The sequence below is a fragment of the Pseudalkalibacillus sp. A8 genome, from assembly GCF_045920555.1.
In the GTDB taxonomy this organism is placed as follows: Bacteria; Bacillota; Bacilli; order Bacillales; family Fictibacillaceae; genus Pseudalkalibacillus.
The window spans coordinates 3021860-3046379 of record NZ_CP174509.1; the positions used below are offsets into that span (position 1 = coordinate 3021860).

Below are 24520 nucleotides of genomic sequence, written 5' to 3' on the forward strand. Positions count from 1 at the left end.
TGCCCTACAGTTCGTATGATTCAGTTTGTTACAAGTAATTCTTCTAATGCTTTTTGTAGGATGTTTCGTGCTGCGTTTTGGTCTCTATCCAACACTGTTCCGCATTTTGTACAAATATGAGTACGAATAGAAAGTGACTTCTTTACACGATTCCCACAATAGGAACAGTCTTGAGAAGTGTATTTTGGTTCTACTTTTTTCAGTAGTCCTCCATGCTTTTCGCATTTATACAAAAGCATGTTTCGGAACATTCCCCAACCTGCATCCGAAATGGATTTAGATAACTTTCTATTTCTGACCATGCCGCAGATATTTAGATTTTCTACAGCGACAACAGAATAATCTTTTGACAGGTTGTAACTTAGCTTGTGAAGAAAATCTCTGCGCTGGTTTGCGACTTTCTCGTGTAAAGAACGAACCTTTTGTACTTGTTTGATGTAGTTGAGAGAGCCTTTTTTCTTCTTAGAAAGAGTACGCTGTGCCTTCTTTAGTTGTTTCTCTTTCTTACGAAGAAATCTTGGGTTTTTAATCTCTAACCCATTAGAAAGGACCGCATACTTATTAAGTCCAACGTCAATTCCTATTGCACGATTCGTATCAATAGAAGGTGGTAATGCTTGTCTTTCGACACAAAAAATCGCATACCATTTCTTTCCTTGACGTTTGATAATAAGTTGTTTAATTGTTCCTCCTAATGGTCTATGAAGCAAGATATCTATTTCACCTAGCTTTTTATTGTATATCTTACCATTATCAGAAAAGGACATAGCATAACGATGTATTCCATTTGGTTTGAAACCGAATTGAGGGAAAGTCATACTATTATAATCTTTATACTTTTTCTGTTTTGGATATTTTGCATCTTTACGAAAGAAGCTTTCAAACGCTTTTTGTAGACGCACAAAGACTTCCTGTAAAGGCTGGGAAGGTACTTCTTTTAGAAAAGGATATATCTTTTTATCTAGTGTTTGTTGGTTTTGCATATCATAACGACTGTAATTTTCTTTGTTTTGTTTATATTTCCGTTCTTTATCTAAAAGAGCAGAATTATAGGTTTGACGACAATATTGTAACCAACGTTCCAGTATTTCTTTTTGTTCTTCTGTTGGATAGATTTCATATTATTGATTTAGCAACATTGTCACCACCTCCAATGGTTTATGTGGATAATTATACTAAGAAGAGGCGATGGGAACAAGTGTTTTGGTTTGAACCAACCGAAATTCATCCCCTCCCTATCCTTGGGCTACGCCCTTCACAGGCTTGAGGAAGGAGAATTCTTTCGGAATTTGTTAAAGTTTCTTTCCACTTTGTTGCTTTCTTGTCCAATTCTGATATGTTCATTCTCTTTTGGGGTTTGTTTTGACATTAGGGAAATATCTTTTTTCTTTTTCGAGTTGTAAAAGATGGTTTTTATCAGTTGTCGCATTACATCACGTTTGTTCAAATCAATCACCTCCAGAGTAATTCTATGTAAGAGGGATCAGATGAATTCAGTCACAACACTAAAAAAAGCATCAACCGGAATACTATTTAATTGTTTAAGTTGTCAACACAATTTATACAATTTATTTCAATAAAAAAAAGACAGTGATTTTATCAATCACTGCCAACATACATGGGGGTTAAAGGGGATGTCCCCTTTAATAAGGTCATGCTTTAAATTATAAAAGTAAAATAGTGCTTAGTAAATACTACTATAGTTGTAGTTTATAAAAGAACGGTGATTCTGATTAGATAAAAAACGGTATACTCCTAATTTTATTTAGAAATATTCACTATAAAATGTTTGTTTTGCACAGAATTGAAAAGTGGTAGGAAGGATGGAAAAATATGATACATCTAATATAAAAATTTATTATGTAGGTAATGTAAGAAGTATCAACTTAAAGAATTAGAAAGAAACTGCAAGTACATAAAAGATGAGACACAGATTCATAATTGAAGAAGTGTACGAAAAATCTTTGCCTAAAGTGGATGGAAGAAAAAAGGCATTAACAATGTCTATGGTGGACTGATTCAATTGTTGATATTAGACCTACTCGCACAAACTAAAGGTAATCTTACTATCAATATAAGTAAGTTGTAAAATCAATTGATATGCCCAATTCATGAGCTTCTAATTGAACAGTACCTGCAACTAAGTCCATCTTATCTCTCTTAATATTAATTAATTCAGAGCAACGTACCATAGTATCTAATAGAATATATACAATAATTAAATCTCTGAACCCTCTAAATGTTGAATCATCTATAGCATTCATTAATGATTTAACCTCTGCTTCGAATGTCTCGAATACTTTCTTAAAGTTTTCCTAGACATGAAAAAACCTCCTACAGAATTTAGTGTAGAAGGGCTAAATATACATAAATATAAGGTTTGTCCCAGTTTTTATGTAATAGGTCGCAAACGATCTGCCTAAAAACCCGTTATGAAACTAGTTATGGATAATTTTAATAATCGTGAAAACCATTATTTTGGCGGGACTGTGTGGGAATCGAACCCACCGGAGACGGCACGCGCCTCCCTCAGGGTTTTGAAGACCCAGGCACTCACCAGATGTACAACCAGCCCCATCATTCTCACAAGAATTAATTATAAAGAGACTTTGACAAAATATCAAATGCTTTGAATTTGAGCGGCAGATTTTATATAGTCAACAAAGTTCTTTGCGGACTATAGTCGCCATATGCCGAATATGATAATATTTTCACCTGGAAAAGATATGTGATTGACCAAGCACAAAAAATTGATTAATATAAGACACGTTGTTCTTAAAATTAACATGCAGAGTCCTGGAAAGTAGCTTCGCAAAATTACGAATAAAATTCTATATATTACGGTTAAGAATAAGAGGATCTTGCCGATATAAAACATGGCGTATAATGTCGAAAAGCGAACAAAACATTGTAACAATTCTGAAATAAAGTTATCCCCAATTCATAGAGTTATCCACGAAAAAACAAATCGTCTCAAAAACATCAATATATGTAATGATTTCCCATGTAACGAAAACATTACAAAATTATCCCCAGTTGTCCAGAGTTTTCCACTGGTTATTCTATGTATCAAAACTCATATTTTATGATACAAATTCTCGGCTTGTCATGATTGTAATAAAGTTATCCACAGTCACCCCCAGTTATCCACTTCATACAATCGAATACCAAAAACATGTAATTATGATACAAATATAGGCAAAAAGAACTATGTCGGATAAGTAGTCTCATAAAAGTGTCTCAATATTTATGTAAATTGAGACAAAATTATGATACACCCCTTTTTTGTTATATCATATAGGTAACAAAAAATGATGGAGGGAGCAAACAAATGGCGAAACTTGGGTACGCAAGAGTAGCAGCACGAAAGGATACACTTGAGAAACAAGTGGTTGTTTTAAAGGAGTATGGATGCAATAAGATATTTACGGATGATCATACGACCAAAAACAATGATCGGTCCGGCCTGAAGGCGATGCTTGAGTATGCAAGGGAAGGCGATGTTGTAATTGTTTTGAAGTTGGACCGGCTGGCAAGGAGCATTCAAGATCTTCAACAGATTACAGATGAATTGAAAGAGCGCCAAATCGATTTCATCTCCCTTACACAGAACATTGATACTTCTTCCGAGAATGGTGACGCTGTCTTCAACTGGATTGATATATTTGCAGATTTTGAGCGAGAGGTACATAGTGACAGGATAAGATCGGGAATTGATAATGCGAGGGAGAAAGGCGTTAAGCTAGGAAGATCCGAAGCGGATATCGAGCTTAAAGAAAAAGCATATGATATGTATCGTGCTGGGGATCATACGATGCGTGACATCGTCGATGCGACTGGATTAAGCAGGGCAACCATCTACAGATATATCGAGAAAAAGAAAGTAGCTGAAAAGAGTGTATGACTTGTTTGAAATTTAAAATAGGAACATTTTCTATTTTGAGTGGAAATTCTTGCTTCTCAACTTGTCAGTGGATAAAGTAGAATAAGAATCTATGTCAGTAGGTGAAATGCATGGCCGATACATATTTTACGATTGGTATGGCAGGCCATATCGATCACGGTAAAACTTCGTTGACAAAAGCGTTGACGAATATCGATACCGACCGTTTAAAAGAAGAAAAAGAACGGAATATTTCCATTGAGCTTGGCTATGCTCCGTTTGATTTAGGGGAAGGATATCACGTTTCGATCATCGATGTACCAGGGCATGAGCGATTTATCCGGCAGATGATTGCTGGTGTTGCCGGTATTGATTTCGTGATTTTAGTCATTGCTGCTGATGAAGGAGTCATGCCGCAGACAAAAGAACATGCTGAGATCTTAAGTTATCTCGGTATCGAAAATGCTGTCATTGCAGTCACGAAAACCAGTAAAGTTGATTCTGACATGCTAAGTCTTGTCGAGGAGGATATCAGGAGTGACTTTACCGGTGGAACCTTTTCGACAGCACCGCTCTATTTTGTTGACAGTTTGACTGAAGAAGGGCTTGAGAACCTTAAAAAAGGTATTATTGAACAATTACCGCAAATCAAGCAGCGTAGTTCAACTTCACAGTTCCGGATGCCGATCGATCAAGCTTTTACATTGAAGGGAAAAGGAGCAATTGTGCGAGGCACAATTTTTGAAGGAAGCGTCCATGAAGGGGATGAAGTCATCCTTTTACCTCGAAATGAAGGTGTCCGGGTTCGACAGTTGCAGGTGCACAAGCAAACTGTCAAACATGCAGTAGCTGGACAGCGTGCTGCGATCAACGTAGGTGGAGTTTCCTCGAGGGAAATTGCAAGAGGAGACCAGCTAACGACTAATGGTTCGCTGAGCCCTTCAAAGACAATCGATATTGTTCTGGATGTATATCGAAAGCTTGACTATGACTTGAAACAAAGGTCCAGGGTAAAGCTTCATACGGGAACGACTGAAGTAATAGGTACGATTGTCTTTTTTGACCGGAATGAGTTGCATGAAGGCGAGTTGAAGAACATCCTTTGTCAAATTCGCCTGGACGAAGGCATTTCCGTATTGAGAGGTGATCGATATATCATACGGAGACCTTCACCTGTTGAGACAATCGGCGGGGGATGGGTACTCGATCCGTTTGGGGAGAAATATAAATTTGGTTCTTCAACCCTCGATATGCTCCAGCAAAAGATGGAGGGGAGAATCGAAGACCGGATTACAAGGGCACTTGAAGAAATGAAAGCTGCTACGATTTCTGACATAAGTAAAGAAATCGGTGAATCAGAAAAAGACACTGACCAAACGGTTAAAGAAATGAAAGAACAGGCATTTATAGTCAGCGTTGATACAAATCTCCTTTCCTTGCAATCGGAAGTAGATCGAGCAGGAAAACGGATTGAAGACTATCTTACAGACTATCATGAAAGTTACCCAATGAGGGTTGGACCAGGAAAAGCAGAGGTCATCCAGGAATTGAAGCCTCTGTTCTCTGGAGTGCTGATCGAATATGCGGTATACGAATCTATCAAAAATGAAGTAATCGAGAAAATCGGTCATTTCCTCAAGAAGTCATCACATACCCCTTCTTTTCCGAGACAATGGGATAAGCGTCTGCAAAATGTCGTCAAGAAATTAAAAGAAGGGGGATTCAAGCATGAAGGTTTGGAGAACATGTTCAATCAGCAAAACATCCCACAACAATATTACGAAGAATTGGAACGATATCTGATTGAGACGGACCAAGCTGTCACGCTTGAAGATGGCACCTTCGTCCATCGTGATGTATTTATCGGTGCATTGGTAAAGCTAAGGGATAAAACAAATAAGGAGTCCTTTAACGTACAAGATGCGAAATCAATCCTGGACCTATCCAGGAAATACTGCATCCTTTTCCTGGAAAAAGCAGATGCTTTAGGTATGACGGTACGTATGGACGATCAACGGAAGTGGGTGAATCATAAGCTTGAAAAATACCTCTCAGACAATCAGAACAACTAGAATTGGATTCTGGAGCCCTTATCTTCATAGCAAGCGGGGGAATTCTACTACTGCACGAAGGATTGTCACAGGTTTGCGTCAAACTGGCTTTTCGGTAGAGGTATACGCTTATGAAGAGGACGAGTGGACTCCACAAATACAAACAAGAATGGATAGTTGCGATCTTTTTCATATTCTGCACTTCGATCGATTTGCGAAATGGATGCAGAAAAAGAATGTTGAACTGACAAAACCGTATATTGTCACTTCAGGCGGAACAGATGTAAATGAAAAGATGGAAAACCCGATTTCAAAGGATCTATTATTGAACGCATCCGCTATCACGGTTTTTACGGATGATGCAAAGGATAAGGTAACAGGTGCTTATCCACAACTAGATGGCAGGGTGGAGGTCGTACCGCAAAGCTTCTGGCTCCCAGAGGATGGGGATTTTAATGATATCGACCTTCATGAAGGGTATCCTAAGATGCTTTTACCTTCAGGAGTCCGAAAAGTGAAAGATGTGTTGTATGTAATGGATGAGATCGAATCGTTGACAAAAGAGTACCCTGAACTGCGATTCGTCATTGCGGGCGAGCCGCTTGAAAAAGAAGAAGTTGAGCATGTCAAAGTCTATGAGGATAAAAACTCCTGGTTTACCTATGTCGGAAGTTTGCCATTAGCTTCGATGACGTCGGTGTATAAATGGGCAGATATGGTCCTCAACACGTCGGTTTCGGAAGGGCAGCCGCTTTCGTTGATGGAGGCGATGTATTACGGGAAACCGGTAATCGCCAGAAGAAATGGGGGCAATGAGAGCTTGATCACTGATGGAAGCAACGGTTTTCTGTTTACTGATCCGCCTCAATTCAAACGACAATTGTTAAAATTGATGAATAGTAAAGAGCTTTATGCTCAAATGGCCGAAAAAGGAAGGGAAAGGATCGCCAATGACTTTTCCTTAAAAAAAGAAATTCAACATTATCAAGGGATTTATCAATCAATAAGAGGTGATCATCTATGAAAAAAATAGTACCATTTATAGTGGTTCTCATGTTGGCATTACTTACAGCCTGTGGTGGGGAAGGGAATAATGAAGAATCAGGTAACAAAGTGGAAGAATTGACGATCGGTGTCATCCCTTCTCAAACAGAAGGTGAGATGCAAGGTGCGATGGACAAGCTCCAAACGAAGCTATCTGAAGAATTAGATCGTGAGGTTAAAATCGATACATACCCGGACTACAACGGTGTGGTTGAAGCGATGAACTATGATAAGATCGATATGGCCTTTTTCGGCCCATTGACGTATGTCATTGCACATGAAAAAAGCGGGGCTGAAGCGATCGTTACACAACTCGTTGATGGCGAACCGTTTTATCATTCCTATATCATCACCCATAAAGACAGCCCTTACGAGTCTCTAGAAGACTTGCTGAAGGACAGTAAAGAGGTGGATTTTGCATTCGGTGATCCGAACTCGACATCAGGTTCATTGATTCCCAGCATCGAATTGCAAGGCCGTAAAGTCTATACTGACAAAGACAATCACGAATTCAAAACTGTACGATTCACGGGATCACATGATGCTACGTCTTTAGCTGTCCAGAACAAGCAAGTGACGGCTGGAGCGGTTGACAGTGCGATTTATAACCAGCTTGTCGAGGCAGGAACTGTCGATGGCGAACAAATGAAAGTGATCTGGGAATCTGAGAAGCTGTTCCAATATCCGTGGGCTGTCAAAAAAGGTATGGATGAAGAGACGAAAAAGCAATTGCAAGATCTCTTCATCGGCATCAAGGATGAAGAGATTTTAAGTGCGTTCGGGGCTTCTGGATTTACCGAAGCAAGCAATGAAGATTATGAAAGTATCCGTAAAGCTGCAATTAAGCAGGGAGTTATAGAGGAGTAGGTTCAATGGCTTGGTTTAAGCGGCAGCACCTATATATTCTTATAGGTCTCATCATACTGATTTACTTCAGTATGCGCGCAACTGAATTCAATCTTTCTAAGTTCAGGGACTTCCGGAATATGATCGACTTTTTATCCGGTTGGTTTCCGATGAACATGGAAATTTTACCGAGGATGATCATGGAGAGTTTGGATACCTTGGCGATGGCGTTTCTAGGAAGTTTTCTTGGACTCGTTTTTGCATTGCCATTGGCATTCGTAGCGGCTCGGAATACGAGCCGTTCTCCTTTTTTATATGGTTTTTTCAGGATCAGCCTTAGTTTCTTGAGATCGGTGCCAGAAATCGTTTTTGGTTTGATTCTTCTCACAGCATTAGGATTAGGACCTTTCCCTGCAGTACTTGCTATCATTCTTCATAATATCGGTGTCCTCGGAAAACTGATTTCAGAGTTGATTGAAGCAGCGGAAGTAGGGCCGCAGGAAGCGATGAAGTCTGTCGGGGCGAAAAGATGGATTGCGAACATCTTTTCCATTCTTCCTCAAATTTGGCCGAATGTTTTATCTCATTACTTCTATCGGTTCGAGGTGGCGATCCGGACATCACTCATTTTAGGGTTCATTGGCGGTGGTGGTATCGGCCAGCAGTTGTTCAACCATTTTAAAGTATTCGCCTATCCTTCCGTGGCGATTGATGTCTTGTTAATCATGATCATGGTGATTATGGTGGATTTCGCTGGAAGTAAAATCAGGGAAAAGGTGATTTGATGAATAGTGGACCGATCATTAAACTCGAACATGCCCGTGTCCGTTATCATGGATCGAATGAAGATGCATTGACTGATTTCAACCTGGAGATGCACCCCGGTGAATTCATCTGTGTATTAGGGAAAAGTGGTGCCGGAAAGTCGACGATGATCCGGTGTTTGAACGGATTGCAGCGGCCGACAGAAGGCAGTGTCTATTTTTTGGGAGAAGACATCACTAAATATAATGAGCAGGGATTGCGGAATGTCCGGACCAATATGGGAATGATCTTTCAGCACTTCAACCTTATTCCTCGTCTTTCAGTCCTGCAAAACGTCCTGACTGGAACGTTTGGAAAGAGGAGCGATTGGAAAAACCTGATCGGCTATTTTTCAAAGGAAGAGAGGGAACAAGCGCTAAGGGCGATCAGTAGTGTTGAATTGACAAATCAACAGCACAAACGTGTTGAACATTTAAGTGGCGGACAGAAGCAGCGAGTGGCTATTGCCCGTGCATTGCTTCAAAAGCCGAAAGTGTTCTTAGGAGATGAGCCCGTAGCGAGTCTCGATCCTGGAACTGCGAATCGGATATTCAATCTCATCCTGCGGATTCATGAAAAGCATAAGCTGGTTACGCTCATCAATGTCCATGACGTCAACCTTGCGAAGCGGTATGCAACAAGGGTGCTTGCCCTGAAGGATGGCAAGCTGATCTATGATGGATCGCCAGAGGATGTAACGGAAGAATGGTTAGTGAAGATTTATGATGAATGAGAAAGAAGGGCTAACTTGGAGCATAATTGCTGTAGGTTAGCTCTTTTATTGTTCAGAAACTTGGAAGTTATTCCACGTAAATGATATCTACAAACCGTTTTGTAATCTTCAACAAGCATTGCAGCTATTAAAAGACATGAAAATAGCGGAGAGCGAAATGAATATTCGGATCTGAATAGGGAAAAAACACCTATGGATTTACTTTTATTAGCTGACTATGTGTACTGGAAGTTAGATATCTTGCCTTAAAAATAAACAAATCGGAGCATTTACAGTTTGCCGCTTAATACATACACTTGTCACAAACAGACTGTTCAAACCAAACCGAAGGAGCGGGATAGGTTGTGAAAAAGCGTATAGGTATAATTGGTACTGGAACTGCAGGTCTACATCTGGCTTATGCACTTAAAGAAGATTTTGATGTAAGCATTTTTCATTCGACTTCACCAGAAGAAATTCGAAATGGGCGAGTCCTATCGACACAAGTGCACTTTGGATCCGCAAGAGCACGTGAAAGACGCTTTCAAATGCCTGAGTGGCATACGAGGCTGATCGAAAGCATCCACATTACGATTGGTGCCCAAAAATTATTTGCTGGGAGGTTGAAAGAGTCTGCTTCATCTGTTGACCAACGCCTTTATGTTTCGCATTATATGGATGATTTGAAGAACAAAGGAGTATCTTTTTGCCATACGAAGGTGGAAAAGGATCAATTCGAAAAATTGACAGACGAATTTGATCTGGTGGTTGATTGCTCAGGGAGGACGGGGCAACTGTTTTCTTTTCCAATCGAAGAATCATTAACTCCTTTTCAACAACCACAACGAAAATGCATCGTTGGGTATTTTAAAGGAATACAAGATAACAAACCGCTTGGAGTCAATGTGACCATCCTTCCTGGTATGGGTGAAATGTTTGAAATCCCTGCGCTCACTGAAGTTGGCGGGGTAACGATTCTATTCATTATGCCTATACCTGATCAAAAGCTTGATGTCTTTAAGGGTGTCAAAAATCCAGTGGAGTTTACAGAGAAAATGCGAGAAGTACTGGAAACTCACTTCCCGAATGTCAGTAAACGTGTCGATAAAGAGAGATTCTTTCTAGCTGATGAAAATGGCTTTCTTCAAGTTGCGGTAAAGCCGGAAATTAGGAGACCACACATAACATTCAATGAAAAACTGGTCCTCGGGTGTGGTGATAGTGTATTTTTGAATGACCCGATCACGGGTCAAGGTTGTAATCTCGCATCTTATTGTGCAGAACAATTATATGAAACATTGATCGATTACAAATTCGTAGACTGGGACAATAGCCTGGGAGAGGAATATTGGGCACGAACTAAACCGTTTGTGAAAGAAGTGACAGAATGGACGAATGCGATGACCCAGCCGATCCCTGAACATATCATCGGATTATTGTTGAAAGGAGCAGAAGATTCATCAATTGCTGACCAAGTTGCAGAGTGGTTTGCCCGGCCCGACACAGCACATGAAGCCTTTTTCCAAAAGACGAATATATGACTTAAGAACAACATATGAGAATGTCTAGATCTTGAAAAGGTAGTTCAGTTAATACTCTTAATCTTGTGGATTCGATTGTGAGATTGTATATAATTCATAGGGTGATTTAGGTTGGGATTTGCCTTAGTAATTCAGATTTTATATCTCGGAATTGAACCTGATAAACTAGCTGGTCACTCTTATTTTTCGTATGATTTGATTTTCGCTGCAGGTTCGGTTGCCATATTCAGTATCTGTTTGACAACCTTCGTCCTTGTTTCAAAATCAAACGGTTCACCGCATGGGCGTCCTAACTTGAAACCAGTCATGAACGCTCTTGGGATATTAAGTTTCTCTGCCATCCCTGGAATGAGACTTACCATGACGGTTGAAATCCCTGCCTCTTCTAAAGCTCGAGCATACAGCCCGAGCACATTATGGCAGGCACCTCAGCCAGGGACGAGCAAAGCGATATTAACTTGATCATCCTTCAACAGATCGACGACAAGTGGAGCTGTTTCTTTTTCATGTCGTTCTGGTTTCAGAGTCCCGCCATTCAATCCGATATTCACATTCGAAACGGAACCGATCTTTCCTTGAGCAGCTAAGTCCCTTAACTGCGGTAGGGGAAAGACGATGGTTTTATCTACTTTAGCCTGTTTCGTATCATAATAGATGTGTGTCACCTCAAGCTCCTCGACTTCAGTATCAGCAGGAATGACCCGATAACTGTAATCCCCATCGCTTAAGGCATCAAAGGGCTCATCCTTTTTCAAGTGGACTCCCGCACTGGTGATCAGCGTCACGCGAGCTTCACTTAATGGTTTGTCTAATGACGCTGCCACTTTATCCTCTTTGTTTTCCGTCAGCTTCAAGGTGAACCGGTTGTATACTGAAGGCATCGCTTTTGCAAGCAGTACGACCATTTTTCCTTTCAATTTATGGTGCCAACTCATACATTGGACCTCCTATATGTACGGATATATAATCAGTTTAACAGATATATCCAGAATATAAATAAAAAAGCATGCGGAAACCACATGCTTTTTCCATCCTTATTTACTTGCATATAAAAATCGATCTTGCTTTTCAGTCACTTTTCCGATGATCGATGCAGCCTCGACACCTTTTTCTTTCATTCGTTCGACGTATTGCTTCGCTTCCCCTTCAGGAAGACTGATCAACAAGCCGCCGGACGTAACTGCATCGCAAAGGATCCATTGTTCAAGTTCAGACAAATCAGTATACTGGACATTCTCTTCAATCCATCGGTGATTTGCTTTCGTCCCGCCTGGAACAACACCTTGCTCAGCTAGTTCCATCGTTCCGTCAAGGATGGGGACTTCATCATAATCGATATGGAAGGATACATTGCTGCCGCATGCCATTTCCGAAGCATGACCCAGCAAACCGAAGCCGGTGACATCCGTGACGGCGTTCGGATTGAAATCTGCCAGCACTTCAGCGGCCGTTTTATTGAGAGTCGCCATCGTTGTCGTCACTATCTCAAGCTGCTCTTCAGTCAATCGTTCGTTCTTGATTGCAGTCGTTTGGATTCCGACGCCGATCGGTTTCGTCAATACCAGTGCATCACCAGGCTTCGCTCCAACATTCTTAAAAATTTTATCCGGATGGGCGATACCTGTGACGGAAAGTCCGAATTTCGGCTCATTATCATCGATGGAATGACCGCCGGCGATCACAGCCCCAGACTCGTTCACTTTGTCAGAAGCACCTTTTAAAATTTCCGCTAGGACGTCGGGACCGAGTGATTTGATCGGGAATCCAAGTATGTTCAGTACTGTTTTCGGTTTTCCACCCATCGCATAAACATCACTCAAGGAATTGGCAGCCGCAATTTGACCGAAGTGATAAGGGTCATCGACGATCGGTGTGAAGAAATCGACAGTTTGGATGATGGCTAGGTCATCTGTCAATTTATAGACACCCGCATCATCCGATGTATCTAAACCTACAAGGAGATTCGGGTCTTTTTCTCTTTCAGGTAATTGACGCAAAACTTGCGCCAGGTCTTCAGGACCGATTTTGCATCCTCAACCACCTTTGGATGATAGGGTGGTCAAGCGTAATTTCTCTTCTTTATTCATTACAAACACCTCCTTTCTATAGTATAAACAACTTTTTTGCGAATTGAGAAATAATATACTAGAATGAAATTAAATCATGGAATTGTAAACTCTTTCAAACGATGATAAGGGGGCTTTGTATCATGAGTTATAAAGTATCAGTCGAATTCTGCATGCAGTGAAACTATGCACCTAAAGCCGCGAGTTTCGCGGAGGAAATGTTCAACCGTTTTCGCTCAGAAGTGACTTCTCTGGATTTGATCCCTAGTTCTGGAGGGGCATTTGAAGTGACGGTCAATGACCAGAAGATCTATTCAAAGCTTGAAACCGGCGAATTTCCAGAAAATGAAAAGTTGTTTGATGAAATGGAAAACTTGAAAGGATGATCATGCACCTCCTTTGGGCCTCGTCCCTGGAGGTGTTCTTTCGCCTCACTGGTACGGTTTTTACAAGGAGGAAAAACATATATGAAGGATCAACTACGTCTACTGCCAGCTGTTCATGCTGTCCAATCTGACGACCGTTTTCATGATTTGGTGAAGAATGGCCTTTTCTCACTGAATGGTTTGACTATGGTGGTTCAGGAAGAACTGGATGGTATTCGTAAACAGATTTTGGCCGGAAATTGGACACGCTGTGATACGAAACACGAGATGATTGATTTCATTTTTGAGCGGCTTGTCAAAAGGGCGAATCATTCAGACGTACATAAAATCAGGCCGGTGATCAATGCAACAGGTGTCGTAATTCATACGAATTTGGGTCGTTCCAGGTTAAGTGAAAAAGCGATCGAGCAGATGACCAAGGTAGCACGTCATTACTCGAATCTTGAATATAACATCATAGAAGGGGCAAGAGGTTCCCGACACAATTTGGTCGAAGAATTGTTATGTGACATCACAGGTTCGGAAGCTGCAATGGTCGTCAATAATAATGCTGCAGCTGTCTTCCTCGTGTTAAGAGCTCTTGCGAAGGATAAAAGTGTTGTCGTTTCCAGAGGAGAACTGGTCGAAATCGGCGGTTCTTTCCGTGTTTCTTCCATTATGGAGGAGAGCGGCGCTACGCTAAAAGAAGTGGGTACGACCAACAAGACGCATGATCGTGATTACGAGGGCGCGATTGATGAAGATACGGCGATGCTCATGAAAGTCCACACCAGCAATTTTAAAGTCGTAGGATTTACCTCATCCGTTTCCACACAAAGCCTTGTCGACATCGCCAAGCATCACGATGTTTTGACTTATGAAGACTTGGGCAGCGGTGCCTTATATGATTTCCGTGAGGAGGGGATTGGTGAGGAGCCGATCGTGAAAGAAGTCCTTACCTCGGGTGTCGATCTCGTTACGTTCAGCGGAGATAAACTTCTTGGCGGTCCTCAATGCGGAATCATTGCTGGTAAAAAATCGTTGCTCCAGAAGCTGAAAAAGCATCAGCTTGCCCGGGTTTTACGAGTCGATAAATTTACGTTGGCTTCCTTGGAAGCAACGTTGCTTTCCTATAAATATGAGCGGATCGAGGAAATTCCGACCGTACGGGATATTTTACAGCCATTGGAAGAGATCAGAGAGCAGGCGCAGCGTTTTTTGGAAGCAGCAAGCTCGATTGAAAGCTTAGTATTTACTCTTGAAGAAAGTGTTTCCAAAATAGGCGGGGGAACAATGCCCGAAGTGGAGCTGCCTACCTTTGTCGTTTCTGTGAAACACGAGTCGATGTCGAGTAAGGCATTGTTTGCGGAACTAAGAGGAGCGGAACTTCCTGTCATTGGCAGGATCAAGGATGAACAGTTCATTGTCGACTTCCGTACAATCACGAATGAGGAACAATCAGAAATGGTGAAGATTTTTGAGAAAATCTTCGTTTAAATTGTATAAATGAGGGTACAAAAACCGTATGTAGACCTAACTGAATGTCTATCATACGGTTTTTTCATGTAGTGGAACGTTTTGACAGAGTATTCTACTTAAATCACGCAGGAACCTTTTATACTGCTGCATTTTTCGTTAAAAATGATCCTGGTGCAAGTCCGAGATCATTCTGTTCAGATTTTTCCGCCGTGGTTTTGCCTCGTATGGTTGCGGTTTTTTACTTTTTTAGATCCATCCAAGGGTTCTGGTTGACCAGGATTTTCACCTTTAGGCGCATTTTTTCGTTGGTCTTTAGAAGTATTCCTTTCAGTCATTGAAAGCCCTCCTTTACAGGCAGTTGGTGAAAACTTTCTTAATAATACTCAGCCTCCGACAAGGCTTTGCTCTGTCTGGTTTTCTCTATTAGTATGGAAGTGGCGGGGTGATGATATTCATATTGGCAGTGGAATAAATCCTAGTCCAGTGTCTCATATTAATGACAGGCCGACATTATAAAAGGAGGAATTCTCATGCCGTATCATAAAGATAAGCAACAAGCATTCCAAGCCGCACAGCAAGGATACGAACAGGCGATCCAAGCGAATGGAACTGCACTTGAGAGTTCAGCAGATCCTGATTTTGCAATGAAAGAACATCAATTCGAGCAAGAATTAACAGAAGCACTACAACAGATCGATAATGCCTTGGAAGTCGCGAGTGAACACCAACGAACACAGCTGCGACAATATCAAGAAGACCTTTATAATTTGAGAAAAGACTTGTATTAGATAACAACGTTCATACCTAAATTTCGCGGACACCAGAGACTCAATTTGTGAACAAAACTCCATTTTCGAAGACTTAGCGGACAACAAAGACCTTATTTGCTGAAAATCTGTTGGAATCAGCCTGTTTTGGCACAGATAAGGGATCTGATGTCCGCTACTGTTTTGAATCTCCACTTTTATGCTCACCTCATGCCCGCTAATGGTCATACGGACAGTCAAGCGTGAAAAAACGGATGGAGTTGCTCTATGAACGCTTCATAGGCAGGTGATAAAGGGCTCGCCATTGTAAGCAAGCCCTTACATCGCGTGAAACAATCATTGATTCTTTTTTTACTTTTTGTTATTCTGCTTTTCGTTTTCAGTCAGTGGCTCGTTGGCAAATTCATGATCAAAGCTACTTGGCTGTTGAACGGCTTGTCGATCAGAAATCCCCTGTTGTTTTTTATTGTTCTTTTTCGGTTTCGCCATCATGTTTCACCTCCATGTGTTTAGTTTGTATCTGTAACCAAAACTCATGCACCTTATAAGAAATACTTATTAACTTTAATAACTATATTGAAATTTACTTATGAAAGAGGTTCCTTTAAACTAGTAATGAAGGAAGGATAAAACATATAGTAACAATTAAAGTAATCTTTCGACAGTATACCCTATCGTGGGGTATCATGGTTAGGAGAAGGAGGGTTTTCGCATGACTACAAACGATGTTTATCATGCTAGAAAAACGTTTGAAGCAAATGGTAAAACGTATCACTACTATGACTTGAAAGCACTAGAAGATGCAGGAGTCGGTAATGTTTCAAGGCTCCCATATTCAATTAAAGTGCTGCTTGAATCTGTACTACGTCAATACGATGGAAGAGTCATTGACAAAGAACACATTGAAAACCTGACAAAATGGGGTACGAAGGACGTCAAAGACATTGATGTACCATTCAAACCTTCACGTGTCATCCTGCAAGACTTTACTGGGGTCCCAGCAGTTGTCGACCTTGCATCATTACGGAAAGCAATGGCTGACATGGGCGGATCACCAGACCAGATCAATCCGGAAATCCCAGTTGACCTTGTCATCGACCACTCTGTACAAGTCGACAAGTACGGATCAGATGATGCACTTAAATTCAACATGAAACGTGAATTTGAACGTAACCTTGAACGTTATAAGTTCTTGCGTTGGGCGCAGACATCATTTGATAACTACCGTGCAGTACCACCAGCAACAGGAATCGTCCATCAGGTGAACCTTGAATACTTAGCTTCAGTTGTTGCGACAAATGAAGAGAATGGTGAGCAAGTCGCATTCCCTGATTCCCTTGTTGGAACAGACTCCCATACGACGATGATCAACGGTATCGGTGTACTCGGCTGGGGCGTAGGTGGTATCGAAGCGGAGGCAGGAATGCTCGGCCAACCTTCTTACTTCCCGGTTCCAGAAGTAATCGGTGTCAAATTGACAGGTGAAATGCCGAACGGAACGACAGCGACTGACTTAGCACTTAAGGTGACGCAAGTCCTTCGTCAGAAGAACGTTGTCGGTAAATTCGTGGAATTCTTCGGACCAGGTCTTCAAGACATGACATTGGCAGACCGTGCGACGATTTCCAACATGGCACCTGAATACGGAGCAACTTGCGGATTCTTCCCAGTCGATGAGGAAACGTTGAACTACCTTCGTTTGACAGGACGTTCTCCTGAGCAGATCGAGGTCGTTGAGAAATACACGAAAGCGAACAGCATGTTCTATACTCCTGGTACAAAAGATCCTGAGTTTACAGATGTCGTTGAAGTGAATCTTTCTGAGCTTGAACCGAATCTTTCTGGACCGAAACGTCCACAAGATTTGATCCCGCTTACGCAAATGAAGGATGCTTTCAACCGTGCGTTGGTCGCTCCAGCTGGAAACAGCGGATTCGGTTTGGATAAAGATGAAATCAACAAGTCCGTTGAAATCAAGCATCCAAACGGAAAAGTATCAAATATGCGTACCGGTGACATCGCGATTGCTGCGATCACAAGTTGTACGAACACATCCAACCCTAGTGTCATGCTTGGTTCAGGATTAATCGCGAAAAAAGCGGTTGAAAAAGGATTGGAAGTACCTGAGTATGTAAAAACAAGTTTAGCACCAGGATCGAAAGTCGTTACAGGCTACCTCGAAGACGCTGGACTTATGCCTTACCTGGATAAACTTGGCTTCAACCTTGTCGGTTATGGTTGTACGACTTGTATCGGTAACTCCGGTCCATTGGCTGAAGAAATCGAAGAAGGAATTGCGGAAGCTGACTTGACAGTTGCTTCTGTCCTATCTGGTAACCGTAACTTCGAAGGTCGTATCCATCCGCTTGTGAAGGCGAACTACCTTGCTTCACCACCGCTAGTAGTAGCTTATGCTTTAGCTGGATCCGTCGACTTCGACCTTGAAAAAGATTCATTCGGTAAAGACAAAGACGGAAACGACGTATACTTCAAAGATCTATGGCCTACGACTGAAGAAATCAAAGCTGCAATGGACGACGCAGTCAAGCCTGAACTCTTCAAGAAGGAATACGAGCGTGTATTTGATGACAACCAAGAATGGAATGACCTTGATACAACTGAAGAAGAGCTTTACAGCTGGGATGACGATTCAACTTACATCCAGAACCCGCCATTCTTCCAAGGTCTTTCTGAAGAGCCTGGAAAAGTTGAATCACTAAATGGTTTACGCGTTGTTGGTAAGTTCGGCGACTCTGTCACGACTGACCACATCTCGCCTGCAGGTGCGATCGCGAAAGACAGCCCTGCTGGGAAATACTTGATGGATAACGGCGTCAAACCTTCTGAATTCAACTCTTACGGTTCTCGTCGTGGTAACCACGAAGTGATGATGCGTGGTACATTCGCGAACATCCGAATCCGTAACCAGATCGCTCCGGGTACTGAAGGGGGCTGGACGACTTACTGGCCTACTGAAGAAGTCATGTATATCTATGATGCTTGCATGAAGTATCAACAAGATGGTACTGGACTTGCAGTGCTTGCAGGAAAAGACTACGGAATGGGAAGCTCACGTGACTGGGCTGCCAAAGGTACGAACCTTCTCGGCATCAAGACAGTCATCGCTGAAAGCTTTGAACGAATCCACAGAAGCAACCTTGTGTTGATGGGTGTTCTTCCTCTTCAATTCAAGGAAGGAGAAAGTGCAGAAACACTTGGACTTACTGGAAAAGAAACATTCGCAGTTGATATCGATGAGAACGTTAAACCTCGTCAAACGCTAACTGTTACAGCGACAGACGAAGAAGGAAATGATAAGAAATTCGAAGTGATCGCTCGTTTCGATAGTGAAGTTGAAATCGACTACTACCGTCACGGCGGAATCCTTCAAATGGTCCTTCGTAACAAACTGCAAAACGCATAAGTCAGCTAAGATAGCAGCTCCAAAGGGGGCTGCTATTTATATACATAGAAGGAGAGAACATAGCTTGAAAAATTTGATATACATACTCAGCCTGATCTTGTTTGTTTTGCTTTTTGCAGGTTGTTCGGATGCAACTCCTGATGGCTCATACAAAGTAACGAAAGTGGTAGACGGCGATACCTTCAAGGTGGATTACGAAGGGGAAGAAGAAACGATCCGGCTGTTGTTGGTCGATACTCCAGAGACTGTACATCCAAATAAACCCGAGCAGCCTTTTGGAAAAGAAGCGAATAATTTCATAAAGGAAAAACTCGCAGGAAAACGAGTAAAGCTTGAACTGGATGTTTCAGAGCGTGACAAATACGGCCGGATTTTAGCATATGCTTATGATCTCGATGGAAATATGCTGAATGAAATGCTCCTTGAAAAAGGGCTGGCGAGAGTAGCTTATATTTTTCCGCCAAACACGAAATACGTAGACCGGTTTCAAGAAATTCAGAGAGGTGCACAGCAAAAGGAAATTGGGATATGGAGCATCGAGAATTACGTAACTGAGGATGGCTATGGAGATGAGCATGCGAATGAACAGGAATCTTCGAAACAAAAAGATTCCTCCTGCAACATAAAAGGCAACATCAATTCGGATGGTGAAAAGATCTATCACATGCCGGATAGCCAATATTATGAAATCACAAAGCCCGAAGAAGTGTTTTGCAGTGAATCCGAAGCGAAGGATGCAGGCTTCAGACGGTCCCAAAGATAATTTTTGCATCTCCTACGGACAAATTCAAAAACTTTCAGATAATTTGAATAAAACGGCAGGTACCTGGGAATAATTGTATCAATAGTCGAGTTTTGTGCGAGGAGGGTACATATGCGGAAAAGCAATAAGCAATCATTCAAGGAACTTGTGAATGCAAACAAGCAAGAGCTTCTGAAAGATCAGGAGGCAATGGAGAGGCTTGAAATCAAGCTTGAAAACAGACATCTGAAAAACGGATGAAAGTAGGACATGTCCTGCTTTTTTCTTTTTTTAAGCCATAATCGATCATGAAGTTGGGCAGGCTAGTAATGAAGGGAGGCTGGATCAATGAGCAATCCGAAACGTCATCCTGAGGAATTCGTTCCGAACCATCTTGGTACTCAGCCAAGAGAAGCTGGCGGGAACAAAGGTAAGCAAATGAGCAACAAATCGAATGAGAAACCTGACTATGTACCTCCGAAGGGGTGACAGAACGAATCCGATGTTTCTGAAGTCCTTTGATCAGAGTATTTAGATCAGACATCTTTCCAACTTAGGATGGAATTCCCATAAGTATGATCCGTGACCATACCGAAACCTGAAACGTCTGACTCAAAGTTTTTTACGTTTTGGGATCGGTATGTATTTATTCAGCCTATGATAGAACTTTTTCCAAGATCATTTCCTCCGATAGTAGATTCCACGCAAATTTGAAAATTAAAAAAGGATGACTCATTCGCATTTCAACGCTTTGAGTCAACCCTTTATATCCGGTATGTTGTTAACTGACAATCAGGCTCTTGAAATAAACCAGGTGTATAGTTATATAATTTTCTCAGAAAGTAGCATGATTCAGGAAAGTGGTGCTGTAAAAAACGCAGCGTTGCTCTGTTGAATACTTTATCATTCTTATATAAATCAACCACTCTTTCGACCAATTTTGAAAATCCATAGACAGCTTCAGCAGACTCTTTTGCTAGTTCCCTTTGCCCAGGAAATCCAGCATGAATGAATCGTAAGTACCCTTTGATGACTTCATTCTTCAACATAAGAGACCGGAACACATTCGAGAATTTTTCAGCTTCATTCAGTAATAGTGACTCAATTGGATCCAATGTATTAATTGCATGCCCCAATTGATCTTCCAACCAAAGATCCAGTATCAACCAGTGACAGTTCTTCCGCATTTTTTCCGTGAATATAGAACATGAGTAGACGGAGATACTCTTGGTTTTCGTTTAAGGTTCCGTTCAAGTAGGTTGGTGTAAGGTTCAAGTTTACTTGATTCAAGATCCGCAACTTTTGCATATAGCCTTCAAACTTATAATAACCTTCTGCCACTGGTTGAATTTCCTTTGCCATTTCAATCATGGCAGGTGAAGAGGGTGGCAGATTCTGATTGATAAGTTGAAGTTTTTGTCTTAAATAATTGAAAGCTTGAATATATTGATTTGCTAGATCGACCCATCTACCTTCAGTTGGTGATAGGTAATCCCGTAAAAAATGAGCATGATCACCTAATATTTCCAACCAAAATGCGTGTTCTTCCCAGACTGAAATTCTCTTTGCCATTGGCCCCCCTTGATAGAAGATTCATTCATCCTCAAAAAACAACTTCTCCCTTACCATGATATGTATTTAGGATGAGAAATTATGTTAGCAAAAGGATATTCCTGAAAATCTACTGAAAAAGGATTCTATTTCCTATGGTTTCTGGTTGCATAAATGAAAAAAATGTCGAAAAAGCCGTCGCTAAAAGTGGCCCCTATACGAAAGTTATTATGAACGATTGGGGAGGAGTGGAAGTAATGACAGTCCAAGCAATAATACAACCACTAGATGTATCACGAAATAAAGAAGATAAAGATCCGTTTTACCGTAAACTTGAAATACAAATGCAACGGTTAGGACATCTCATCCCTTTTAAAGAACAGCTTAATTGGGATTCACCGATAGCATCGATCGATTTAGGTGATACACAGACTTTACAGAATTTCAGGAAGAAAACCGCAAAGAATGACGGGGTTCTTTTGCTTTATGCAAAACTTACAAAAGGTACGATCTATCAGCACATCATCTTACATCCGAACGACACAGGGATCTATCTCCCGTTCCGATTCGAAAAGCCATTTTACATACCGATTGGTGACAAGAAGGTATGGATAGGTTCATCCGTTCGCCTCTTAGAGGAACTCGGATGGTTGGAGCTCGCGATGATGGAAGAGGAAGATGAATCAGTCGTCAGGTACTGGAACAACTTGAAAGAGGCATGTGAATTATCCGTTGAAAACACGACACCGATCATGCTGGAAACTTCATAACATTACAATGAAAAGCTGTCACTGTGCGTGATGGCTTTTTCAATTGGTCCATGAGTGTGAAGTCGGAAGAACCCATGGTCTGTATGATATAATGGGTTTGATTGGTATGTTTCAGGTGGTGAAATAAATTGAATGCGAATCGTAATGAAATTGATGATATAAAAAAACAAATACTAGAAATCCATAACGGAAAAGAATTTTCTCCGAATGCGGAAATCGACCTTTTAAAGAAGCTGCAGATCGTCGAAAAGCATCATGCTGATGAAGCTGCCGATGAGACGGCACAGCTGATCGGTCAATTGAACGCTATGATCGTGAAAGTGAGGTTGGAGCGGACAGGTCTGATTGATGATGCAATGAAACAAAGAATCGAGCAAGCCGAAACTTTCGCACGAGAAGATCGTCTCGTCAATGAAATGGGTTTTAAAACAGCAACCGTTGAAATAGAGGAATGGATTGATCTGCTGCAATTTCCGAGAATCAGGGAAACGGATAATGTCCCCGCGAAGAGAAAAGCGGCAGATGATTCGATTGAAACAGCAAAAAGCGTACTAAAAAAAGAAGAGAGAATCAACAGCTTGATTATTAAAAGCATTCATGCTGCGGAGGTACTTGGAGACAAAGCGAAGCTGGATGCAGCACAACAAAAAAAGCAGGAAGCAGATAACTTGTTTACGGTGATTGATCGACTGATCGTTGTAGCTGAAGAATACCGTTCATCATTATCTGGTTCGTTTCATCCGTCTGCTCTGCAAAATGAGATGAAACAGCTTATCAGCGATATATTGACGATCAAGGAAGGATGGCTCGAGGAAGGTTCGTCGGCGAACGATCATAGTACTGCCCTCGTGCAGTTGAACGAAATGATCGGAATGGAAGAAGTGAAAGAGCGGGTACACAAGCTCTACCGGTTTTTACAATTTCAAAAGCGCCGTCAGCAGCAAGGCTTTCACATGAAAGATGAGTTAAGTTTGAATATGGTTCTTACCGGTCAACCTGGGACAGGAAAGACGACGATCGCCCGATTACTTGCAAAGCTTTACTATGATCTAGGTCTGCTTCCAAAGAGTGAGGTCATAGAGGCTGATCGATCCCAGCTTGTCGGTGCGTATGTCGGCCAAACCGAAGAAAATACAATGAAAATGATCCACCGTGCTTTAGGTGGTGTACTGTTCATCGATGAAGCATACAGCCTGAAGCGTGAGGGGGCTTCCGGGAACGATTACGGTCAAACAGCGATCGACACACTCGTATCAGCAATGACAAGCGGTGAATACGCAGGGAAGTTCGCTGTCATTTTAGCAGGGTATCCTGAAGAGATGAGGCAGTTCCTTCATTCAAATCCAGGTCTGCATAGCCGTTTTCCTCACAGCAACCATATCTACCTTCCTGACTACAGTAACGAGGAGCTTCTGAGGATCGCTGAAAAGGTCGCCTTCGAGAATGATTATACGTTTACACAAGCAGCCCTCAACCGAATGGATGAAAAGATCGATCATGCACGTGTTGATGATACATTCGGGAATGCGAGGACGGTCAGGGATCTTGTACTGGATGTCATTTTTCATAAGGGTGCAAACCTTTCATCCGATACAGAAGCAACGCTGGAAGATTACACACAAATCAATAAGGAGGACGTACAAATTGATACGCCTTCCTTCTATGAGGATCCAGATGACCAGCTATCTGAGCTCGTCGGACTAGACGAAATCAAGCAAGAAATGAAGATCCTGAGCTCATTTATAGAGGTACAGCAAAAACGCCGGGATCTGGAGCTTCCCACTGTACCGATCCAGCTTCACTCTGTTTTCGTGGGGAATCCCGGGACAGGAAAAACAACAGTTGCCTCGATATATGCGAACCTTTTAAAAAAGAAAGGTTTCTTGAAAAGAGGGCATCTTGTCGTTGCAGGACGGTCGGACCTTGTAGCAGGGTATACAGGTCAAACCGCTCTCAAAACGAAAAGGAAAGTGCGTGAAGCGTTAGGCGGCGTTCTATTCATAGATGAAGCCTATTCATTGTTCACAGGCCAGGGAATGGATTTCGGTAAAGAAGCGATCAATACGCTTGTTGAGGAAATGACGAAGCACAATGAAAATTTGGTTGTCGTTTTAGCGGGATACCCTAAGGAAACGGAGCAACTGCTCAACAGTAATCCTGGATTGTCTTCACGTTTCAAGAAATTCTTCCATTTCGAAGATTACATCAATGATGAATTGATTGAAATCATGAAACGCCATTCTGCAAAATACGGATATGAGTGGGATCCACAATCTGAAACGTTTTTACAAGAACGATTGCCGGAAATCAAAATCGACGGAAACGGAAGATTTGCCACTGATCTCATTGAAACAACCATCCAGCAGCATGCTGACAGGATCATGAACGAAAAATCCATGACAAAAGATGAAACTGTGTTGACGATACTCACAAAAATGGATTTTGAAGCAGCTATTTCAGAATACAAATAGGGGG

The 24520-nt window shown here is 41.7% G+C and carries 24 protein-coding genes, 1 tRNA gene and 1 pseudogene; 17 read left to right on the forward strand and 9 right to left on the reverse strand.

All coding sequences use genetic code 11. The annotated features are described in order from the left end of the window. Nucleotides 1-20: 20 nt before the first annotated feature. The 3 genes from ACJROX_RS15490 to ACJROX_RS15500 all read right to left on the reverse strand — a co-directional run bounded on the left by ACJROX_RS15490 (nucleotide 21) and on the right by ACJROX_RS15500 (nucleotide 2576). The gene (locus ACJROX_RS15490; RefSeq protein WP_408011615.1) at nucleotides 21-1115 is read right to left on the reverse strand and encodes an RNA-guided endonuclease InsQ/TnpB family protein; all 1095 of its coding nucleotides are present in this window, start codon (nucleotides 1113-1115) and stop codon (nucleotides 21-23) included. A 954-nt stretch (nucleotides 1116-2069) separates the two neighbouring features. Next, nucleotides 2070-2264 carry a hypothetical protein gene (locus ACJROX_RS15495; protein ID WP_408006115.1) on the reverse strand — a complete coding sequence of 65 codons (195 nt, stop codon included), beginning with the start codon at nucleotides 2262-2264 and terminating at the stop codon, nucleotides 2070-2072. Nucleotides 2265-2479: 215 nt separating this feature from the next. Beyond that, a tRNA-Sec gene (locus tag ACJROX_RS15500) sits at nucleotides 2480-2576 on the reverse strand. Between the two features lie 755 nt (nucleotides 2577-3331). Here ACJROX_RS15500 and ACJROX_RS15505 point away from each other — a divergent pair. The 8 genes from ACJROX_RS15505 to ACJROX_RS15540 all read left to right on the forward strand — a co-directional run bounded on the left by ACJROX_RS15505 (nucleotide 3332) and on the right by ACJROX_RS15540 (nucleotide 11343). Next, nucleotides 3332-3904, forward strand: a complete 573-nt coding sequence (locus ACJROX_RS15505) for a recombinase family protein (protein WP_408006116.1) — start codon at nucleotides 3332-3334, stop codon at nucleotides 3902-3904. Nucleotides 3905-4014: 110 nt separating this feature from the next. Next, entirely contained in the window at nucleotides 4015-5955 is a 1941-nt protein-coding gene (gene selB, locus ACJROX_RS15510; RefSeq protein ID WP_408006117.1) for a selenocysteine-specific translation elongation factor, read from the forward strand. Further along, nucleotides 5921-6958: a glycosyltransferase family 4 protein gene (locus ACJROX_RS15515; RefSeq protein WP_408006118.1), complete on the forward strand. Its 1038-nt coding sequence runs from the start codon at nucleotides 5921-5923 to the stop codon at nucleotides 6956-6958. Before selB ends, ACJROX_RS15515 begins: the two co-directional genes overlap by 35 nt. Next, nucleotides 6955-7845 carry a phosphate/phosphite/phosphonate ABC transporter substrate-binding protein gene (phnD, locus tag ACJROX_RS15520; protein WP_408006119.1) on the forward strand — a complete coding sequence of 297 codons (891 nt, stop codon included), beginning with the start codon at nucleotides 6955-6957 and terminating at the stop codon, nucleotides 7843-7845. Before ACJROX_RS15515 ends, phnD begins: the two co-directional genes overlap by 4 nt. Nucleotides 7846-7850: 5 nt before the next feature. Continuing rightward, nucleotides 7851-8609: a phosphonate ABC transporter, permease protein PhnE gene (gene phnE, locus ACJROX_RS15525; protein WP_408006120.1), complete on the forward strand. Its 759-nt coding sequence runs from the start codon at nucleotides 7851-7853 to the stop codon at nucleotides 8607-8609. Continuing rightward, the gene (phnC, locus tag ACJROX_RS15530; protein WP_408006121.1) at nucleotides 8609-9361 is read left to right on the forward strand and encodes a phosphonate ABC transporter ATP-binding protein; all 753 of its coding nucleotides are present in this window, start codon (nucleotides 8609-8611) and stop codon (nucleotides 9359-9361) included. Before phnE ends, phnC begins: the two co-directional genes overlap by 1 nt. A 344-nt stretch (nucleotides 9362-9705) precedes the next feature. Continuing rightward, nucleotides 9706-10881 carry a styrene monooxygenase/indole monooxygenase family protein gene (locus ACJROX_RS15535; RefSeq protein WP_408006122.1) on the forward strand — a complete coding sequence of 392 codons (1176 nt, stop codon included), beginning with the start codon at nucleotides 9706-9708 and terminating at the stop codon, nucleotides 10879-10881. Between the two features lie 111 nt (nucleotides 10882-10992). Then, complete coding sequence (locus ACJROX_RS15540; RefSeq protein WP_408006123.1) at nucleotides 10993-11343, forward strand: hypothetical protein; 351 nt, start codon at nucleotides 10993-10995, stop codon at nucleotides 11341-11343. On the opposite strand, the gene ACJROX_RS15545 is transcribed toward ACJROX_RS15540, so the two are convergent. Together ACJROX_RS15545 and selD are read right to left on the reverse strand one after the other, a co-directional pair. Continuing rightward, nucleotides 11310-11816, reverse strand: coding sequence for a glycine/sarcosine/betaine reductase selenoprotein B family protein (locus ACJROX_RS15545; protein WP_408006124.1), 507 nt, complete (start codon nucleotides 11814-11816; stop codon nucleotides 11310-11312). The two genes, ACJROX_RS15540 and ACJROX_RS15545, sit on opposite strands and share 34 nt — an antisense overlap. 99 nt (nucleotides 11817-11915) lie before the next feature. Then, nucleotides 11916-12968, reverse strand: coding sequence for a selenide, water dikinase SelD (gene selD, locus ACJROX_RS15550; RefSeq protein WP_408006126.1), 1053 nt, complete (start codon nucleotides 12966-12968; stop codon nucleotides 11916-11918). 173 nt (nucleotides 12969-13141) lie between these two features. Here selD and ACJROX_RS15555 point away from each other — a divergent pair. Beyond that, nucleotides 13142-13333 (forward strand): annotated as a pseudogene (locus tag ACJROX_RS15555) (Rdx family protein); the annotation flags it as partial. Between the two features lie 81 nt (nucleotides 13334-13414). Then, complete coding sequence (gene selA, locus ACJROX_RS15560) at nucleotides 13415-14809, forward strand: L-seryl-tRNA(Sec) selenium transferase (protein ID WP_408006128.1); 1395 nt, start codon at nucleotides 13415-13417, stop codon at nucleotides 14807-14809. 176 nt (nucleotides 14810-14985) lie between these two features. Here selA and ACJROX_RS15565 read toward each other — a convergent pair whose 3' ends face one another. Continuing rightward, entirely contained in the window at nucleotides 14986-15126 is a 141-nt protein-coding gene (locus ACJROX_RS15565; protein ID WP_408006129.1) for a small acid-soluble spore protein P, read from the reverse strand. 195 nt (nucleotides 15127-15321) lie between these two features. Between ACJROX_RS15565 and ACJROX_RS15570 the strand changes: the two genes are divergently transcribed. Then, complete coding sequence (locus tag ACJROX_RS15570; RefSeq protein ID WP_408006130.1) at nucleotides 15322-15579, forward strand: hypothetical protein; 258 nt, start codon at nucleotides 15322-15324, stop codon at nucleotides 15577-15579. A gap of 330 nt (nucleotides 15580-15909) precedes the next feature. Here ACJROX_RS15570 and sspO read toward each other — a convergent pair whose 3' ends face one another. Further along, nucleotides 15910-16047, reverse strand: coding sequence for a small acid-soluble spore protein O (gene sspO, locus ACJROX_RS15575; protein ID WP_408006131.1), 138 nt, complete (start codon nucleotides 16045-16047; stop codon nucleotides 15910-15912). A 223-nt stretch (nucleotides 16048-16270) separates the two neighbouring features. Here sspO and acnA point away from each other — a divergent pair, with 223 nt between their 5' ends. The 4 genes from acnA (at nucleotide 16271) to ACJROX_RS15595 (ending at nucleotide 20213) form a co-directional block, all read left to right on the forward strand. Continuing rightward, nucleotides 16271-18982, forward strand: a complete 2712-nt coding sequence (gene acnA / locus ACJROX_RS15580) for an aconitate hydratase AcnA (protein WP_408006132.1) — start codon at nucleotides 16271-16273, stop codon at nucleotides 18980-18982. Between the two features lie 64 nt (nucleotides 18983-19046). Then, nucleotides 19047-19745 carry a thermonuclease family protein gene (locus tag ACJROX_RS15585; RefSeq protein ID WP_408006133.1) on the forward strand — a complete coding sequence of 233 codons (699 nt, stop codon included), beginning with the start codon at nucleotides 19047-19049 and terminating at the stop codon, nucleotides 19743-19745. Nucleotides 19746-19856: 111 nt separating this feature from the next. After that, a complete protein-coding gene (locus ACJROX_RS15590; RefSeq protein ID WP_408006134.1) occupies nucleotides 19857-19985 on the forward strand; it encodes an FbpB family small basic protein in 129 nt (42 codons plus the stop codon). Between the two features lie 87 nt (nucleotides 19986-20072). Further along, a complete protein-coding gene (locus ACJROX_RS15595) occupies nucleotides 20073-20213 on the forward strand; it encodes an acid-soluble spore protein N (RefSeq protein WP_408006135.1) in 141 nt (46 codons plus the stop codon). A 275-nt stretch (nucleotides 20214-20488) separates the two neighbouring features. On the opposite strand, the gene ACJROX_RS15600 is transcribed toward ACJROX_RS15595, so the two are convergent. After that, entirely contained in the window at nucleotides 20489-20872 is a 384-nt protein-coding gene (locus ACJROX_RS15600; protein WP_408006136.1) for a DUF2935 domain-containing protein, read from the reverse strand. Next, a complete protein-coding gene (locus tag ACJROX_RS15605) occupies nucleotides 20844-21296 on the reverse strand; it encodes a DUF2935 domain-containing protein (protein ID WP_408006137.1) in 453 nt (150 codons plus the stop codon). The genes ACJROX_RS15600 and ACJROX_RS15605 overlap by 29 nt, the downstream gene beginning before the upstream one ends. Before the next feature lie 236 nt (nucleotides 21297-21532). On the opposite strand from ACJROX_RS15605, the gene ACJROX_RS15610 reads away from it, so the two are divergent. Both ACJROX_RS15610 and ACJROX_RS15615 read left to right on the forward strand, forming a co-directional pair. Beyond that, on the forward strand, nucleotides 21533-22045 hold the full coding sequence (locus tag ACJROX_RS15610; protein WP_408006138.1) for a hypothetical protein: 513 nt from the start codon (nucleotides 21533-21535) through the stop codon (nucleotides 22043-22045). A 128-nt stretch (nucleotides 22046-22173) separates the two neighbouring features. Next, a complete protein-coding gene (locus tag ACJROX_RS15615) occupies nucleotides 22174-24516 on the forward strand; it encodes an AAA family ATPase (RefSeq protein WP_408006139.1) in 2343 nt (780 codons plus the stop codon). Nucleotides 24517-24520 lie beyond the last annotated feature (4 nt).

Excerpts from the sequence above, each read along its gene's own strand:
- ACJROX_RS15495 (WP_408006115.1), bottom strand. The coding sequence starts at position 2,264 with ATGAATGCTATAGATGATTCAACATTTAGAGGGTTCAGAGATTTAATT.
- ACJROX_RS15505 (WP_408006116.1), top strand. The coding sequence starts at position 3,332 with ATGGCGAAACTTGGGTACGCAAGAGTAGCAGCACGAAAGGATACACTT.
- selB (WP_408006117.1), top strand. The coding sequence starts at position 4,015 with ATGGCCGATACATATTTTACGATTGGTATGGCAGGCCATATCGATCAC.
- phnD (WP_408006119.1), top strand. The coding sequence starts at position 6,955 with ATGAAAAAAATAGTACCATTTATAGTGGTTCTCATGTTGGCATTACTT.
- phnE (WP_408006120.1), top strand. The coding sequence starts at position 7,851 with ATGGCTTGGTTTAAGCGGCAGCACCTATATATTCTTATAGGTCTCATC.
- phnC (WP_408006121.1), top strand. The coding sequence starts at position 8,609 with ATGAATAGTGGACCGATCATTAAACTCGAACATGCCCGTGTCCGTTAT.
- ACJROX_RS15545 (WP_408006124.1), bottom strand. The coding sequence starts at position 11,816 with ATGAGTTGGCACCATAAATTGAAAGGAAAAATGGTCGTACTGCTTGCA.
- selA (WP_408006128.1), top strand. The coding sequence starts at position 13,415 with ATGAAGGATCAACTACGTCTACTGCCAGCTGTTCATGCTGTCCAATCT.
- ACJROX_RS15565 (WP_408006129.1), bottom strand. The coding sequence starts at position 15,126 with ATGACTGAAAGGAATACTTCTAAAGACCAACGAAAAAATGCGCCTAAA.
- ACJROX_RS15570 (WP_408006130.1), top strand. The coding sequence starts at position 15,322 with ATGCCGTATCATAAAGATAAGCAACAAGCATTCCAAGCCGCACAGCAA.
- sspO (WP_408006131.1), bottom strand. The coding sequence starts at position 16,047 with ATGGCGAAACCGAAAAAGAACAATAAAAAACAACAGGGGATTTCTGAT.
- acnA (WP_408006132.1), top strand. The coding sequence starts at position 16,271 with ATGACTACAAACGATGTTTATCATGCTAGAAAAACGTTTGAAGCAAAT.
- ACJROX_RS15590 (WP_408006134.1), top strand. The coding sequence starts at position 19,857 with ATGCGGAAAAGCAATAAGCAATCATTCAAGGAACTTGTGAATGCAAAC.
- ACJROX_RS15595 (WP_408006135.1), top strand. The coding sequence starts at position 20,073 with ATGAGCAATCCGAAACGTCATCCTGAGGAATTCGTTCCGAACCATCTT.
- ACJROX_RS15605 (WP_408006137.1), bottom strand. The coding sequence starts at position 21,296 with ATGGCAAAGAGAATTTCAGTCTGGGAAGAACACGCATTTTGGTTGGAA.
- ACJROX_RS15610 (WP_408006138.1), top strand. The coding sequence starts at position 21,533 with ATGACAGTCCAAGCAATAATACAACCACTAGATGTATCACGAAATAAA.